The sequence below is a fragment of the Neobacillus sp. PVCKKU3 genome (genome assembly GCF_058323225.1).
The window spans coordinates 1-16,145 of sequence record NZ_JBLVQN010000023.1 but is presented as its reverse complement, the minus strand read 5'-3'; the positions used below and the strand labels follow the sequence as shown (position 1 = coordinate 16,145).

The 16,145-nt window shown below is 41.4% G+C and carries 16 protein-coding genes; 4 read left to right on the top strand and 12 right to left on the bottom strand.

Going from position 1 to position 16,145, the window contains the following annotated elements; translation table 11 throughout:
• Window positions 1-8 precede the first annotated feature (8 nt).
• The 9 genes from ACNQGS_RS16260 to ACNQGS_RS16220 form a co-directional block, all read right to left on the bottom strand.
• Window positions 9-1,199, bottom strand: coding sequence for a thiolase family protein (locus tag ACNQGS_RS16260; RefSeq protein WP_491488213.1), 1,191 nt, complete (start codon window positions 1,197-1,199; stop codon window positions 9-11).
• 29 nt (window positions 1,200-1,228) lie between these two features.
• Window positions 1,229-2,377 carry an acyl-CoA dehydrogenase family protein gene (locus ACNQGS_RS16255; protein ID WP_491488212.1) on the bottom strand — a complete coding sequence of 383 codons (1,149 nt, stop codon included), beginning with the start codon at window positions 2,375-2,377 and terminating at the stop codon, window positions 1,229-1,231.
• A gap of 22 nt (window positions 2,378-2,399) precedes the next feature.
• Window positions 2,400-4,004, bottom strand: coding sequence for a long-chain-fatty-acid--CoA ligase (locus tag ACNQGS_RS16250; RefSeq protein WP_491488211.1), 1,605 nt, complete (start codon window positions 4,002-4,004; stop codon window positions 2,400-2,402).
• 30 nt (window positions 4,005-4,034) lie between these two features.
• Window positions 4,035-4,946, bottom strand: coding sequence for a ketopantoate reductase family protein (locus tag ACNQGS_RS16245; protein WP_491488210.1), 912 nt, complete (start codon window positions 4,944-4,946; stop codon window positions 4,035-4,037).
• Window positions 4,947-5,012: 66 nt separating this feature from the next.
• Window positions 5,013-5,780 (bottom strand): class II aldolase/adducin family protein, encoded by a 768-nt coding sequence (locus ACNQGS_RS16240; protein ID WP_491488209.1) that lies wholly within the window; start codon window positions 5,778-5,780, stop codon window positions 5,013-5,015.
• Between the two features lie 141 nt (window positions 5,781-5,921).
• Window positions 5,922-6,323: a MaoC/PaaZ C-terminal domain-containing protein gene (locus ACNQGS_RS16235; RefSeq protein WP_491488208.1), complete on the bottom strand. Its 402-nt coding sequence runs from the start codon at window positions 6,321-6,323 to the stop codon at window positions 5,922-5,924.
• Complete coding sequence (locus ACNQGS_RS16230) at window positions 6,320-6,769, bottom strand: MaoC family dehydratase N-terminal domain-containing protein (protein ID WP_491488207.1); 450 nt, start codon at window positions 6,767-6,769, stop codon at window positions 6,320-6,322. Before ACNQGS_RS16230 ends, ACNQGS_RS16235 begins: the two co-directional genes overlap by 4 nt.
• 17 nt (window positions 6,770-6,786) lie before the next feature.
• Window positions 6,787-7,551 (bottom strand): beta-ketoacyl-ACP reductase, encoded by a 765-nt coding sequence (locus ACNQGS_RS16225; protein WP_213140409.1) that lies wholly within the window; start codon window positions 7,549-7,551, stop codon window positions 6,787-6,789.
• A 59-nt stretch (window positions 7,552-7,610) separates the two neighbouring features.
• Window positions 7,611-8,783, bottom strand: a complete 1,173-nt coding sequence (locus ACNQGS_RS16220; protein ID WP_213140410.1) for an acyl-CoA dehydrogenase family protein — start codon at window positions 8,781-8,783, stop codon at window positions 7,611-7,613.
• A 251-nt stretch (window positions 8,784-9,034) separates the two neighbouring features.
• Here ACNQGS_RS16220 and ACNQGS_RS16215 point away from each other — a divergent pair, with 251 nt between their 5' ends.
• The 3 genes from ACNQGS_RS16215 to ACNQGS_RS16205 all read left to right on the top strand — a co-directional run bounded on the left by ACNQGS_RS16215 (window position 9,035) and on the right by ACNQGS_RS16205 (window position 11,288).
• The gene (locus ACNQGS_RS16215) at window positions 9,035-9,187 is read left to right on the top strand and encodes a YpzG family protein (protein WP_464572588.1); all 153 of its coding nucleotides are present in this window, start codon (window positions 9,035-9,037) and stop codon (window positions 9,185-9,187) included.
• Window positions 9,188-9,345: 158 nt separating this feature from the next.
• Window positions 9,346-9,849: a GNAT family N-acetyltransferase gene (locus ACNQGS_RS16210; RefSeq protein ID WP_491488206.1), complete on the top strand. Its 504-nt coding sequence runs from the start codon at window positions 9,346-9,348 to the stop codon at window positions 9,847-9,849.
• Window positions 9,850-9,962: 113 nt separating this feature from the next.
• Window positions 9,963-11,288, top strand: a complete 1,326-nt coding sequence (locus ACNQGS_RS16205) for an ATP-binding protein (RefSeq protein WP_491488205.1) — start codon at window positions 9,963-9,965, stop codon at window positions 11,286-11,288.
• A gap of 38 nt (window positions 11,289-11,326) precedes the next feature.
• Here the strand turns inward: ACNQGS_RS16205 and ACNQGS_RS16200 are convergent, their stop codons facing one another.
• The 3 genes from ACNQGS_RS16200 to ACNQGS_RS16190 are packed head-to-tail and all read right to left on the bottom strand — an operon-like array spanning window position 11,327 to window position 15,303.
• A complete protein-coding gene (locus tag ACNQGS_RS16200; protein WP_491488204.1) occupies window positions 11,327-12,466 on the bottom strand; it encodes a GerAB/ArcD/ProY family transporter in 1,140 nt (379 codons plus the stop codon).
• A gap of 21 nt (window positions 12,467-12,487) precedes the next feature.
• On the bottom strand, window positions 12,488-13,699 hold the full coding sequence (locus tag ACNQGS_RS16195) for a Ger(x)C family spore germination protein (RefSeq protein WP_491488203.1): 1,212 nt from the start codon (window positions 13,697-13,699) through the stop codon (window positions 12,488-12,490).
• Window positions 13,699-15,303 (bottom strand): spore germination protein, encoded by a 1,605-nt coding sequence (locus ACNQGS_RS16190; protein WP_491488273.1) that lies wholly within the window; start codon window positions 15,301-15,303, stop codon window positions 13,699-13,701. Before ACNQGS_RS16190 ends, ACNQGS_RS16195 begins: the two co-directional genes overlap by 1 nt.
• A gap of 128 nt (window positions 15,304-15,431) precedes the next feature.
• Here ACNQGS_RS16190 and ACNQGS_RS16185 point away from each other — a divergent pair, with 128 nt between their 5' ends.
• Window positions 15,432-15,683, top strand: coding sequence for a YczF family membrane protein (locus tag ACNQGS_RS16185; protein WP_491488202.1), 252 nt, complete (start codon window positions 15,432-15,434; stop codon window positions 15,681-15,683).
• The last annotated feature ends 462 nt before the right edge of the window (window positions 15,684-16,145 follow it).

Sequence of the window (16,145 nt, the reverse complement as noted above, 5' to 3'; positions counted from 1 at the left end):
GCCCTTTCCTATTGATTTACTGCTTCAACTAGGATTGCCATTCCTTGACCGCCGCCAACACAAAGAGTGGCAATTCCGTATTTTTCACCACGGCGTTTTAATTCATAAATCAGAGTCGTCATAATCTTCGCACCCGTGGCACCAAGCGGATGTCCCAAAGCAATTGCACCGCCGTTGACATTCACTCGGGACGAATCTAAGTTTAACTCACGAATAACAGCAAGTGATTGCGAAGCGAACGCTTCATTCAGTTCGATTAAACTAATCTCGTCAAGCGTTAAGCCTGTACGTTCAAGGAGTTTTTTCACTGCTGGAACCGGGCCAATGCCCATAACTTCAGGTGATACACCAACAGCTGTCCAATCGACAATTCGCGCCATCGGTTTTAAGCCTAATTTCTCGGCATGGCTGCCTGATGTTAATACAAGCGCAGCTGCCCCGTCATTCCGCCCGCAGGCATTACCAGCCGTAACCGTGCCATTTTGTTTAAACGCCGGCTTTAGGCGGCTTAATGCCTCGATGGTTGTATCAGGTCTTGGATGTTCGTCCTCCGTAAACCAAACGGACCCTTTTTTCCCTTTAACTTCTACAGGGACAATTTCGTCCGCAAAGCGTTTCTCACTAATGGCAGCTGCTGCTCTACGCTGACTTTCTAGCGCAAATGCATCCTGGTCCTCGCGAGAAATCGAAAATCTTTCAGCGACATTTTCTGCCGTTATTCCCATTCCAAGCCCGCTGCCGTATGTTTCCTGAGGCTGTTGGCCAGCCTCGGCATTGGAATCAACCAGCTTTGGATTGTCACCGCCAAAACGGGAGTTTCTTAGGTAAACAGGAGCATTACTGAGGCTTTCAGTTCCCCCAGCGACTACAATATCTGCTTGACCAAATGCAATTTGCTGCGCCCCTGAAGCAACTGCCTGCATTCCTGAGGCACACAAACGGTTAATCGTAAATGCCGGAGCTGTTTCCGGAACCCCAGCCCGAAGCGCAGCGACTCTTGCTACATTGGAGGATTCTGTCGTTTGTCTAACCTCTCCTAAAATCACTTCATCAACTTGCTCAGGCGTAATACCGGCGCGATCAATAGCCTCTTTAATCGCAACCGCTGCCAACTGCCCGGAATTAAGACTTTTTAATGTGCCGCCATATCTCCCTACTGGTGTTCTTACTGCACTTAATATGACAATATCATTTTGCATTTTAAATCACCTGTCCCTAGATTAATAGTTTAGCTGTATTCCTTCTCTAACTGAGCAGCAATAATGTTTTTCTGAATCTCTGAAGTTCCTTCATAGATTCTTGTGATTCGCGCATCACGATAAAAGCGTTCAATCGGATAGTCTGCAATATACCCAATTCCTCCATGGATCTGAACGGCCTTATCAGCAACACGATTGTATACCTCGGAACCGTATAGCTTCAGCATCGCTGCTTCTTTGATGACCTTCATTCCCTGATCAACCATCCAGGCAACGCGATACGTAAACGAACGCAGTGCTTCGATATCTACGGCCATCTCGGAAAGCATATGACTGACAGCCTGGTTCCTAATGATTGGTTTACCAAATTGAATTCTCTCAAGCGCATATCGCGTTGACATGTCGAGAAGCTTTTGGCAGGAGCCCAAATTCCGGGAAGCCAAACCAGCACGTCCGTTGGCAAGAATTTTCAAGGCATTCATATAGCCCTGCCCTTCTTCACCAAGCACATTTTCCACTGGAACCTCGCAATCTTCAAAAATCAATTCTGCTGAATGAGATCCTCTTAAGCCCATTTTTTTCTCAACGGCCCCCACCCTGAAGCCGGGGAAATCCTTTTCAACAATGAACGAGGTTATGCCCTTGGCCCCTTTAGACGGGTCGGTCACAGCCATCACAGTAAAAACGCTGGCCTCAGTAGCATTGGTAATATAATGCTTCAAGCCGTTTAGGATAAATTTATCGCCCTTGCGAACAGCGGTTGTTTTCAAATTAGCAGCATTGGACCCCGCTTCAGGTTCGGTTAAGGCAAATGCGCCAATTTTTTCACCGCTTGCCATTTCCGGCAAATACTTACGCTTTTGCTGCTCATTTCCCATTTCAACAATCCCGACCGAACCGATGCCAGTATGAGCGCCAATTAACGTGGTATAGCCATTATGTGTCTGCCCGATTTCTTCGTATAGGGCACATTTGCCGACCATCCCAATTCCAAGCCCGCCATATTCCTCAGGAATACTTAAACCGAAAAGCCCCATCTCTTTTGACATATTGATAATTCTTTCCGGAATTTGGTTTTCCTCTTCAATTTGCATCGCAACCGCTTCGACTTCGGTTTGAATAAATTCTCTTACATTCTTTTTTAAAAAAAGAATATCCTCATCCAGTTCAAAGTTCATGACTAGATCCCTCCGTTATGCTTTAAGCCTTTTTTGCTTCTTCTTCTACAAGGATTCTTTTTAAGAGCTTTCCTACTGTGTTTCGAGGCAGGGATTCTCTTATTTCGAATTGTTTCGGTACTTTGTAGCGGGTCAGGTTTTGGTAGCAATGTTCCTTTAATTCTTGAATATTGATTTCTTTACCGGCTTTTGGAACAATATAGGCCTTGACGATTTCGCCGGCTTCCTTATCCGGAATCCCGACTACTGCTGCTTCTAATACAGCAGGATGTTCATATAAAACTCCTTCAACCTCCTGGGGATAAACATTAAAGCCCCCGACAATCACCATTTCTTTTTTTCTTCCAACAATATAAAAGTAGCCCTCATCATCCATCGTTGCTAAGTCACCTGTATAGAGCCAGCCATCCTTTAGTGCTTGGGCCGTTTCTTCTGGTTTATTCCAGTATCCAAGCATGACCTGCGGCCCCTTAATTAAAATCTCGCCGACTGTCTTTTCCGGTACATCCACACCATTTTCATCAACAATCCGGCAGTCTGTAGCTGGCAATGGAATCCCGATGCTGCCTATTTTGCTAACCCCATCAGGCGGATTGCGATGGGTAGTAGGAGAAGTTTCCGATAGTCCATAACCTTCCCCAATCGGCACTCCCGTCAGGTCCTTCAATTTTTTCATAATTTCAATCGGCAATGGAGCCGACCCGCTTGTACAGACCTTAAAGCAGGTTAAATCATATTGATCAATTTCCGGGTAATTGGCAAAAGCATTATACATTTTTGGAACACCCGGGAAGAACGTAGGCCTATAAGTTTGAATGAGTCTTAGAACCTTCTCAAGCTCAAAACGGTTTACTAATAAAATTGCTGCCCCGAGGTAAATCGGCAGATTCATGCCGCTCGTCATTCCGTAAACATGGTAAAGCGGGGTTGCGGTCAAAATGATTTCCTGTCCGTAAACCATTGTACTTCCATAAAGAACCTTGCTCTGCAACACATTCGCGCTCAAGTTAAAATGCGTCAGCATGGCACCTTTCTTTTTACCGGTTGTTCCTCCGGTATATTGAATTACTGCAATGTCCTTCTTTGCTGAAATTGAACATGTTTCCTGTAGAGGAACGGCTTTTTCAATCAATTCCGAAATAGTTGGAATGTCATTGGTTTGCGAATCACCTGCAGAAAATATCTTCTTAAATGAATAAATTTCAGAAATTTTCGCAATTTTCTCAAGACCATCCGGCTCAGCTACCAAATAAGCGGTTTCAGAATCATTGAATATTTCAAGCAGTTCCCTTGGTGTATAGTGCGGATTGATTTGCACGACAATCATCCCAAGCTTCAGGGCAGCATAATAGGATACAACATATATAGGGTGATTTCCGACCATCAACCCCAGCCGATCTCCTTTTGCTGCGCCAAGCTCTTTCCAAGCAGCTGCCAGCCGGTCAACCTTATCCTTCAAATCATGGTAGGTCAGCTTTTCATTTTCATATATAATGGCCGTATTCTCAGGGTATTTTTCAGCTGTATGATCCAAAAATGTGTAAAGGCTCATTTCCGGAAATTCAATGGAAGATACCGCAGTTTCAGGATAGTGGCCGAGCCAAGGACGTTTGTGTTGTATTTGCAATTCGAACACCTCTCTTAACACATTGATTACTCAAACGTTCCTCGTTTGAAAGTTTAAAAGATGATAAATAGTATTGAGGACTGGGGTTTCTACCCCTAATTCTTTTCCTTTTTTCACAATATAACCGGCAATAGATTCCAGTTCCAGCGGTTTCCCTTTAAGCTTATCCTGCAGCATCGAGGTTTGGTGACCTTGGGCAAACTGCCCTTGCATCATCACTGTTTCATACTGGTCTTCCTCGATCTCAACCCCTGCTGCTCTTGCAACAGCAATAGCTTCCTGACAGATTTTTATCGCCGTTTCTTTTAATCCCTTGTCCTCATAAATAGCCCCAACCTTTGCTTCTATTAAGGCTGTCAACGGGTTAAAGGTGACATTCCAAAGCAATTTTTTCCACTTGATTTTTAAAATGTCACGAGTTGGATAGGCTTCAATATTAGCAATGTTAAATAGCTCTTGAATGACACTGAGTCTTTCCTGTAAATCTTCCACTAAAGCTCCAAATACCAGCTTTGGCGGGACACCGATTTGTTTTACAGTTCCTGATTCCGTCACACCTGCCTGAATATAAGCAGCAGCAGATAAGATCCGGCCGCTGCCAAATACGGAACCGAGAAATTCTTCATTATCTACCCCATTTTGGAGAGTCATAATCATGCATGATTCCTTTAATACGCGGGTAAACTTCTCAGCCATTTCCATTGTGCTTGTTGACTTAACACAAAACAACAGCAGGTCTACATCCGTAAAGTCCTCATAACAATCGGTAAACGTTGCCTCCACTGTGAATGATTCGGAATCGCTTTCAATGGTCAGCCCATTTTCCCTCATTCTTTCGAGATTGTTACCCCTCGCTAAAAAAATGACCTCATTACCCGCCCTTTTTAAAAGGCCGCCAAAATAACCACCGACCGCACCTGTACCGGCCACGCCAATTTTCATGCTGCTTCCCCCTGCTTATTCCATATGTATGGCTCTGAAAGGAATCTCTCCCTTCAGAGAACATGATTAATCTAGTAAATCCGGCTGTTCCTTGACAATCCGATTCCATAATGGCTGGAACTGGAACCATCCCGCACTGGAAGTACCGACAGTATTATAGGTATTGCTAGCACTTTCATTATCAATAATTACCGGTTTACCAACTGCCTCTGCAAGAAGCTGTGCCTGACAGGAGCGCTCCATCGTAATAAACCACCAGGCTGCCTCATCAACGGACCTTCCGACCGTTAAAAGACCATGGTTTCTTAGGATACAGGCTTTCTTATCACCAAGCGCTTGGCCAATCCGTCTGCCTTCTTCAATTTCATGAACAACTCCAGTGAAATCATCAAACAAGGAATGATCCTGATAAAATGCACATGCATCCTGTGTGATTGGATCTAGAAGGCGTCCTAGCGAAGACCATGACTTCCCATAGACTGAATGGGCATGGGCAGCTGCGATAATGTCTGGCCTTGCAGCATGGACCTGCGAGTGAATAGCGAATGCGGCCCGGTTTACCGGATAATTGCCTTCGACAACTTCACCGTGATGATTGCAGAGAATTAAGTCAGAGGCGCTGATTTGGCTGAAATGCATGCCGAATGGGTTAACCCAGAAGTGATTCTTCAGTTCAGGGTCGCGTGCGGTAATATGTCCGGCGACACCTTCGTCAAAACCAAACTTTGAAAATAAGCGGAAGGCAGCAGCCAATTTTTGTTTTAAATGCTGGCGTTCCTCTTCGGCTGAGGAAAATACCGGCGGCTTATAGCTTAATTTTAATTTGACCGTCATATAATCATCCCTTTATAAATTTAACTTGGATACAGATTCGAGCTCCTATCAACAATCGATAACAATAAACCCAGCATTCAGAGGGGTGTCCATCTTTCGTGCCGGGTCTATTCCTTCAATCTGCAGTTTGCTTATCTCTAGTTAGTAAAGCTGGTAGACAACCTCGCCTTGGATAACGTCCTTTCCATGCTGATTTACCGCCTGAACCTCAAAGCGAAGCTGATTGTCTTCCTTGGCTTTTAGTGTAGCTTTTAATGTAACAACATCATTTAAGAAAACCATGTTTCTAAAACGGATTGAGTAATCCTTGACGAAGCCCTCTTCATAATATTCCGTAAACAACTTGGCCAGATTTCCCATCGTCCACATGCCATGGGCAATGATTCCCGGCAGACTAGCTTTTGTTGCTTCTTCGTCAATTGTATGAATCGGATTAAAATCTCCGGAAGCACCTGCATATTTAATCAGGTCGATCCTAGAAACAGGTGATAACTGGATTTCCTTTAAGGAATCACCGGCTTGCAATTGAGTAAGTGAACTCATTTCGCCAACACCTTCCTTACAGCTTCAGATATGACTACAGTAGAGCTAGAAGTGAAAATGACATTTCCTTCTGAATCCTCACCACAGTTTTCCATTACCAGGAAGCCCATTTCTCCAAAGTTCCCTTTTTTCTCAAAGTAATTTTTCACCTGAGAATAACAATAGATTTCCTCACCTACATATAATGGACGCTCATAATGGAAGGACTGCTCCCCATGAATCAAGCCTTTATTAGGCAGGTGTAAGCCTTCAATCACCCCATAGTCAAATACCCTTGGGAAGGTCGGCGGGGCAATGTTCTTTTGATAACGTGAGAGTCTGCCGGCATCCTCATCAAAGTAGATAGGATGCAAATCGCCAATGGCTTCAGCAAATTTCTTAACAGCTCCTCGTTCTACAGCATTTTTCACTTTATTAGATCGCTTGCCAATTTGATCTTTGAACAATTTAGCTCACCCCTAAATTAACATTTTGGTCCGCCAGCGACATAGATAACCTGGCCGTTAACAAATCCCGATTTCTCATCTGCAAAGAATGCAACAGCATTGGCAATATCAGCAGGCTTTCCGCTTCTGCCGACAGGAATATTGGCTACACTAGCCTGAATCATCTGGTCAAAGGAGATTCCAATTCTTTCAGCCGTTGCTTTTGTCATATCGGTTTCGATAAATCCAGGAGCAACCGAGTTTGCTGTGATTCCATAACGTCCTAGTTCAAGTGCAAGGGTTTTCGTAAAGCCCTGAAGGCCGGCTTTTGCTGCTGCATAGTTTGCCTGACCTCGGTTGCCTAGTGCAGAAGTTGAAGAGATATTGATGATCCGGCCATATTTTTGCTCAACCATGTATTTTTGAGCAGCACGGGCAGCATTAAAGGAACCTTTTAGGTGCACATCCATGACAGTTTGCCAGTCGGCATCAGTCATTTTGAACAATAAATTATCGCGAATTACCCCAGCATTGTTTACAAGAATATCAATACGGCCAAAAGCATCATGAACCTCTTTAACTGCAGCCTCTACCTGCTCAGGGTCGACAACATTGGCTACCTTTGCATAGACTTGATATCCTTTTTCTTTCAGTTCGCTTGCTGTTTCGCTTAATGCCTCTTCATTTAAGTCGATAAGAGCAACACTAGCTCCTTCTTCTGCAAAATACTCGACAATCCCTTTGCCGATTCCACGGCTTCCGCCAGTGATAAACGCAACTCTTCCTTCAAATCTTCCTGCCATTATTGTTCCTCCTTACATCTGTATGTTTATTTTTTTAGACAACGCTTACAATAAGCTTATTAAATACCAAGTTTCACATGGCCCTTAAGCAGGTTACGAGAAATAATCAGGCGCTGAATTTCATCAGTTCCATCGTAAATTCTCCAAAGTCTGGCTTCACGGTACCAGCGCTCAATTGGCAATTCTCTTGTGTAACCCATACCGCCATGAATCTGCATAACTTTGTCAACTACACGGTTGCCCATATTGGCACCATAAAGTTTTGCCATGGATGCATAATGACGATTATCTTCGCCTTGGTCAAGTGTCCATGCTGCGTTTAACACAAGCCATCTTGCTGCTTCAATATCAACAGCACTATCGGCAATCATCCATTGAATTGCTTGTCTTTCTGCAATCGGTTTGCCGAAAGTCTCGCGTTCTTTTGCATAATCAATCGCCATTTGCAATAAGCGTTCTGCTGTACCAACAGCTCTAGCGCCAACAACCCATCTTGCAAAGCCAATCCACTCAAGTCCAAGATTGTAACCTTTATGCAGTTCGCCAAGAATATTTTCTTCCGGAACGCGGACATTATCAAATACCAATCCGGCTGGACCCCATTCTCCCATGGTATGTATAAATTCTGATTTCCAGCCCATATCGCGGTCAACGATGAAGCATGTTACACCTTCACGGCCTCTTGTTTTTTGGTGCAATTCTTTATCAGTAATCGCAATAGCCATAACAAAATCTGCTTCATTTCCACCTGTAATGAATGTTTTTTCGCCATTTAGGACCCATTCATTGCCATCTTTAACAGCGGTCATTTTAATATTTGTTGTATCAGATCCAGCACCTGGCTCTGTCATGGCGAAACATGATTTCTTTTCACCGTTAATAGTTGGAATTAGGTATTTTTTCTTTTGTTCTTCATTACCATAGTAGAGGATGTTATCAGCAGAGCCGCCGAATGAGAATGGTACAAATGTTTTGGAAACCTCCATGTAAACAAGCGCCATCATCATTTGTCCAAGATCTGCACCGCCGTATTCTTCCGGAGTGTTGATTCCCCAGAATCCAGCTTCCTTAGCTTTTAGCCGCAATTCCTGCAGTTTGCCCTCCGGTAGGCTTGGCTTACCTTCCCGCTCTCTTCTTAGGACTTCATTTTCAAGCGGCATTAGTTCTTTTTCAACAAATTTTCGAATCGTTTGCTGAACCATTTTTTGTTCATCTGTTAGACGTAAATGCATGTCTTTCACTCCAATCTAGGATTCTAGTATTTTTTACTGCTATTATTAATATGCCGGTTTAGTTTATCACATACCTACCGGTTGGTATGTTTAAGATTATTTTATTTCGAAATTTCAGAAAAAACAAGTTTAAATTTAAATTTATATTTAAAATTTTTTCAGATAGACTATTTTTCATTATCTTTACAAATGATAAAGATGATATTCCATTCGAATATCATCGTTTCAAAATCCTAATTTGAGGTGATTTGATGAGCTACAGAGAGCGTTTGGATGCACATTCGGATATGTTTGTAAAAAATTCGACAAGGCATAAGCGTCAGAAATCTCAGGTGAATGGCGAAACGCAAATGTCGCAAAACAACATCATCTTAAGGAGTAATGCCAAAGCCCACCGCTGGTAGGGATTTGCCAATGAAACGAATCAGGGAAAACCTTTTTCCGGGATAACATTTCCGGGAAAAGGTTTTTCTTTTTAATAATCGAGCGGATATTGATTTTGGTTGATAGAAGGGTTACCATAAAATCTAGCTATTTATTCAACTTTTTGAGGTGTTAGGTTATGTTTGAAGAATTCAAAATAAGAGATGCAAAAATAAAAGATTTAGAAGATATTGTTCACATATATAATACAACCATTCCAGGCAGAATGGTGACTGCTGATTTAGAGCCTATCAGTGTTGAAAACCGGACGCAATGGTTTCACGATCATTCACCTGAATTTCGGCCATTATGGGCAGTAGAACATGATGAGAGAATTTGCGCTTGGGTAAGCTTCCAATCCTTTTATGGGAGACCCGCTTACAATGCCACTGCTGAAATCAGCATTTACATTCATCCTGATTATCGAGGCAAGAAGCTTGGTAAATATTTGATCCAAAAAGCAATTGACTTCTGTCCAAAAATTGGCATCAAGACCTTGCTGGGCTTTATATTTGCCCATAATGAGCCAAGCATTAAACTCTTTAACAGCTTTGGTTTTGAAAAATGGGCCCATCTTCCAAAAGTTGCCGAATTAGACGGAATTGAAAGGGACTTGCTGATCCTTGGCAAAAGAATTTATTAGATCATTAACCTTACCTATTTTTCCATGAATTAAGATGTTTCTAAATCAGTCATTATTTAGTAATATAGATAAAAGATAAATATATAACCCAGTAGAGGGAATTGGAGATTTTCATGCAGAAAAAAAAGCTGATTATCATCTACTTTTTTGCTAGTTTAATATGGATTTATGGTTCCAACTATTTAGTTGAACATTTTGTGCCAGCTTCTTATACGGAAATATTAGCAAGAATCAAAGAAATTTTTTATTTAATGGTCACCGGGGCATTCATATATTTCTTTATGAATAAAGCAAATGAATTGAATGCCTCCAAGGAAGACCAGCAGCGCCTTTCTACCCTGATTAATTCAATGGTGGATTTTGTCAACTTTAAAGATGGGCAAGGCCGATGGATTGAGGCCAATGATTTTGGGTTACAATTATTTCAGCTCGAAAATGTTGATTACCGCGGTAAAAAAGATTCCGAGTTAGCCGAGTATACAGATTTTTACGCCGATGCTCTTAGAAATTGTGAGATTTCAGATGAAGAAACTTGGAAAAATAAAAAAATCACCCGTGTTGAAGAGGTCCTCCCCCTTCCAGATGGGTCAGCAAAAGTTTTTGATACGATAAAGGTCCCTCTATTTAACTCTGATGGAACTAGGCAAGGGCTCGTCGTTATTGGCCGCGATATTACGGAAAGAAGGGAAATGGTTAAGCAACTTGAAGAACGGGAAGAGCGCCTTAGAAGGACCGAGAAGTTGTCAGTTGTCGGTGAACTGTCGGCGAGCGTAGCCCATGAAATACGGAATCCGCTAACCTCCCTTAAAGGCTTCGTACAGCTTCTTAAAGTCGAGGATGAAAGACACCAGTTTTATTATCAAATCATGCTTGATGAGCTTGACCGAATTAATCATATCGTTGGTGAACTTCTATTACTGGCAAAGCCTCAAGCCGTCAAATTTACAAAGTCGGATGTTAAGAGACTTTTAAAAGATGTCATTTCATTACTAAGCTCTGAAGCCAGCTACCATAATGTCCAGATTGAATCTCGATATCCAAATGACGATACGACGATTGAATGTGAGCCAAACCAATTGAAACAGTTGTTCATAAATATCATAAAAAATGCGATTGAAGCATCAGGTAATGGCGGCATGGTTACCATTTCTTTTAAAAAAATGGAGCCTGGAACGATTTCTATTGTTATCGAAGACAACGGCTGTGGTATTTCTGAGGAAAGGCTTGCCAAAATTGGTGAACCTTTTTATTCATCCAAAGAAAAAGGAACTGGTTTAGGATTAACTGTTAGCTTTAAAATTGTTCAATCACATCATGGCACCATTCATTTTGAGAGCAGGGAAAATCAAGGTACATCAGTTCATATAGTCCTACCTATCCAGCAGGTAAGTAGTGTCCCACCCCATCAGGATGACAAAAAACAGCCTTCACTGAGTTAAGGAAGGCTGTTTTTTGATTTATATTATACAAGCAATTATTACTGATTGGATTGTTGATTAGGCTGTTGGTTCGATTGCTGCTGAGGTTGTTTCTTTCTATTTCTAAAAAAGGCGATTACTAGTAAAAATAATGGAATGATGATTTGAAAGGGCCAAGATAAATAGATGGTAACAACGTTTAGCCCCTCCTCGATATGTTCCGCAAAATTCGAGGCAATCATGACTGATGCCAATAATATTACAAAACCGATTGGGAAATTCAGCTTTTGATGGCTTTTTAATTTGAATAGATCGGCAGCTCCAATCACTGCCACGTAATAAAAGACGGTAATTTTAAAAAAGCCGCCAATAACCAAATAAAGCATAAAAAATACATCCAGCCGTTCAATAAAATTTGCTAATTGAATTTTTCCAATTGTGGTTAATAACGGGAAATTGGATCGTACAAAAAGATCTGGTCCCAATACTGCTACGTTAACTAATGCGGTAATAGCGATATTGATACCCGCTAAACTCATTCCCCCAATACAGGCGATTTTGACCTTTTTTGGATTGTTTAAATAAGGCAGCAGCATGGTAAAAACAATCATCTCCCCAAATGGGAAGACGAGAGTTTCTTTTATAAATGTGCGGAGTATAGGTTGAACGCCATTCTCCAGCATGGGTTGGAGATTTTCAAAGTGGATAAGTCCAGAACCGGTAACAAGGATCATCCCGAAAATCGCCATCAAATAAATTAGCGCGAAGTACAACTCACCAATTCTGGCAATTACCTCAAAACCTTTATGAATCCCATAAATGATGGTCAAAATCATTAAAGAGTTGATGACAACCAGAGGAGTAGCTGTGTAAATAGTCGTTGTTAACAGCTCTCCGAAGTCCCGTAATACTCTTGTCGCAATATAAATAAAATAGACAATGTACAACAAGGCAAGTATTCTGCCAATCCATTTTCCCATTATTTTTTGCAGATAGCCTGTCAATGGAAGTTCCGGGTAATATATAAAAAGCCGGTAATAAACAAAAAAGATTAAAATTCCTCCCGCCAACCCTAATAAAATGCTAATCCAAGCATCTTGCCTTGCACTTGCTCCAAGCCCAACAAGTAATGAGCTTCCCATTTCAAATAGGACCACGAGGACAAACATCTGCGATGCTTTTATTTTTGCGTTTTCCATCCTTATCCCCTCACTAAGGGTTTATTGATTGATATCAAACCAAAATGGCTTCGTCCGAATTCCTTCACGACGTGTATAGGAATCTACCTTTACATTTACTTCAAGGTCCGCAAAACGTTCGTTCCAATTCCCTTTTAGTTTTTTCCAGAGCTTAGGATTTTTCCGGTGTATTCTTTCGCCGAACCCAAAAATATCGCTTTTCTTCTTTTGAACTTCTGTTATAGTAGACTGAATTTGCTTTTTTATTTCTTTTGCCACGGACTTATCAATCTTACCGATCACATTCGGGTCCGTTAAATCCACCGTTGTATTTGCTTCACTTATCCATCCTTCAAATTCGATCGCTACATTTACAACAGGCTTCCCCTGTTTTATATTTACGGCAACTTTTGTTTTAGATCGTATCGGGGCCATCGTGATGGCATTTTTTTTTCCATTCCAATCGATATTGATGGATGTGCTCTTCACCTTATCCATTAACCAGATAACTCCCCGGGCTTTTTCTCGGTCAATCCATCCTGAAAGCTTGCCATTCTTAAAAATCGCTAATCCTGAAGAAGCAAGGACGGCCTCTGATTTTGTCTTCTTTAGATCATCCGCATTTCCAGAAATTTTTTGGTTACCGGATATTGTATATCCATTTACAAACGGTTCTCTCCCATGACTTATAAGGCCGTTTATGAACTCATCAATATTTACGCTCATATTTTCACCTAACTGCATTTCGGTAGATTCTATTTCTTTTGTAACTTTATTGACAGGCAGTTTATCAAGATTAGCCAATGCCGAGACCAATTTTTCTGCACTAGTTGTTCTAGCTACGACCATCTCTGTTGTCGTTCTAAATTCCGGGTCGCGATCCAAGGCATCGATAATATCAAGGAGTCCATCCTTCGCCACTTCCTCACTTACGGCAATTAAATTGGTATGGGCATAATAAAGGCGGCGCGAAATTTTTTCAGTCGCTCTTCTGGCAGCTTCAGTAAGTGTATCCCCTGAACTTGTATAGACCGCAATTGGCATACCCTGTCCCCCGCCTCCGCCCCCTTGGCCGGAAGCTACATTTCCAGGGTTCACAATTTGAAATGAAACTCGAAACCTCCGATCTTCGCCTTTATCAATACCCAAAGCCATTACAAATGCTAAATCTGTCAACTCCTTTTGATTCCAGCAGGCGCTGAGGATCGGCAGGAACAAACAGATGATTAAAAATATCACAATGGTTTTTCTCATCATGATTCACCTTTCGAATCTTGATTATCCCCTTGTTTAGGTGGCATGGGTTTCTGATTGTCTCCCGCTCTTATTGTATTTCCTTTACTTATAAATTTTGGACGGCTTTTCATAGCCCAGATAGGATATCGGATAAATATATCCTGCTGATTTTGAACATTAAAAGGCGCAATCGGCATCATATAAGGAATCCCAAAAGAACGTAGTGCACATAAATGGATGGACATAAACATCAGCCCCAATACAATTCCGTATAAACCAAGGAAAGTTGCCAATGCCATCATTGCAAAGCGAATTAATCGTGCAGCAATGGCCATCATAAAGGTTGGTGTCGAAAAATTAGCAATAGCTGTAATTGAGACAACAATAACCATTATTGGGGAAACAATTCCCGCTTGAACAGCTGCCTGCCCAATAACTAATGCTCCTACAATGGAAACTGCCTGACCCACCGCCCTCGGCAGCCTTAAGCCTGCTTCCCGCAAAATTTCAAACGTCACTTCCATGATTAAAGCCTCTATAAAGGCCGGAAAGGGAACATTCTCTCTTTGAGCAGCAATGGCAATAGCCAAAGTGGTAGGAATCATTTCCTGATGAAAGGTTGTCGCTGCAATATATAGTGCAGGACCCATTAAGGCAATTAAAAAGGCCAAAATTCGTAGTATGCGAAGACTTGTCGAAATATCAAAGCGGGCATAATAATCGTCCGGCGCTTGAAAAAATTGGGCAAAAATAGCTGGCACTGTAATAACAAAGGGTGTTCCATCCACTAAAATGGCAATTCTTCCCTCGAGTAAATGCGATGCTATCACATCCGGTCTTTCGGAATGATGGGTCGTCGGAAAGGGTGTCCAAGTTTGATCTTCAAATAATTGCTCTAAATAACCTGCAGCCATTACAGCATCTATATTTATCCGATTCAGCCGTTCTTTGACTTCCAGTATAATTTTTTCATTGGCAATCCCCTTAATATACATAATTCCGATATCAGTTTGGGCGACTGTACCAAGCTTTATTGATTCTAGCCATAAATTTGGACTTTTTATCCGCCGCCGGATTAAGGCGGTATTGGTCCGAAGTGTTTCTGTAAAAGAATCCTTAGGACCTTGTATGGCTAATTGTGTAGAGGGTTCGGATATGGAACGTTTATCCCAGCCCTTTGTTTCCACATTGATTGCTTGATTATAGCCGTCTAAAAAAAAGAGAGTATTTCCCGAAAGAAATGAATCAAAAACTTGATTCCAGTCAGTGGCAAACTGAAAATTTCCTAAACCCGCTGCTTTCTCAATTAAAAACTGAAACGGATCTTGAGTACCATTGAAACCTGAATTTAAAAGGGTCTCATTAAAAAAATCATTGATTAGCTGACCATTTGCCAGTCCATCCACATATACAATGGTTCCTTTAAGACCACCAATTTGATACTCACGGAACAACAAGTCTGTGCTGTTACCTAATTCTCCTTTAATTCGTGAAACATTATCTTCAAAATTCCTATGGATAGGTTGTTCTTCAGGTTTTTGCGGATCATTGTGCTGTCTGACATTATCATTTTTCCGTTTTTTTTGTTTGTTTTTCAACTTGGTAGACCAAATCGACACAATTTCCGCCCCCTTTTCAGAACAAAGTGGATATATTAGGTAGATTGCCCAAAAATAAATGGGTTATCCATAATTTACATTGCATTAATATGTTAAGCATAACTAACTGATAATAATAAAATAATAATGTTATGAAGGTGACCTATATGAAAATATTGTTCGCAACCGTTCTCTTAGCTCTAACCTTAGCAATGCTAATTATTTCAATAGATATAATAATGGGCACTAAATTTTCCGGAATTGTCACGAAAGAACTTAATCCTTTTAGGGTTATGGAACCTGCGGAAAATATAATCATCTTGTTATTTTTACTCTATTTTTCCATTAAATCTGTTGTGAATTTTTTTAAGAAAAGAAATAAAAATACAAAAAGCTCGCCTTAAAGCGAGCTCAGATTGTCGAAAAAGGCTATTTTTCTCGGCATTTTTTTATTTTGTCCAAACTTAAATTACCAAACTTTTGTTGTTTATCCCTGCTAACTGGCCTGTTGATCTCCGCTCCGGGCACTCGCTTTCCGCGGGGAGCTCCTGGAGCCTCCTCGGCGCTAAAAGCGCCTGCGGGGTCTCCAGTGACCTCTGTATCCCGCAGGAGTCGAGTGCCCTCCGCTCCAATCAACAGGGAGGCAAGTCAACCTAAGTGTTGCAACACACATTTCCTTCCTTGATAAGTGTGTTGCAATCATTTCCGAATTTTGGCAGGTTGAGTAATGTCTTCAGAAAGATTACCAAAAAAATACGCATTAAACATCATTTTAAAAGAATGAAGAGATCAGATGAGCGGTCATGCCTCACTATAAAAAGGACACATTAAATTCACCACTTATTTTATTGGAGTTGAAGGACTTA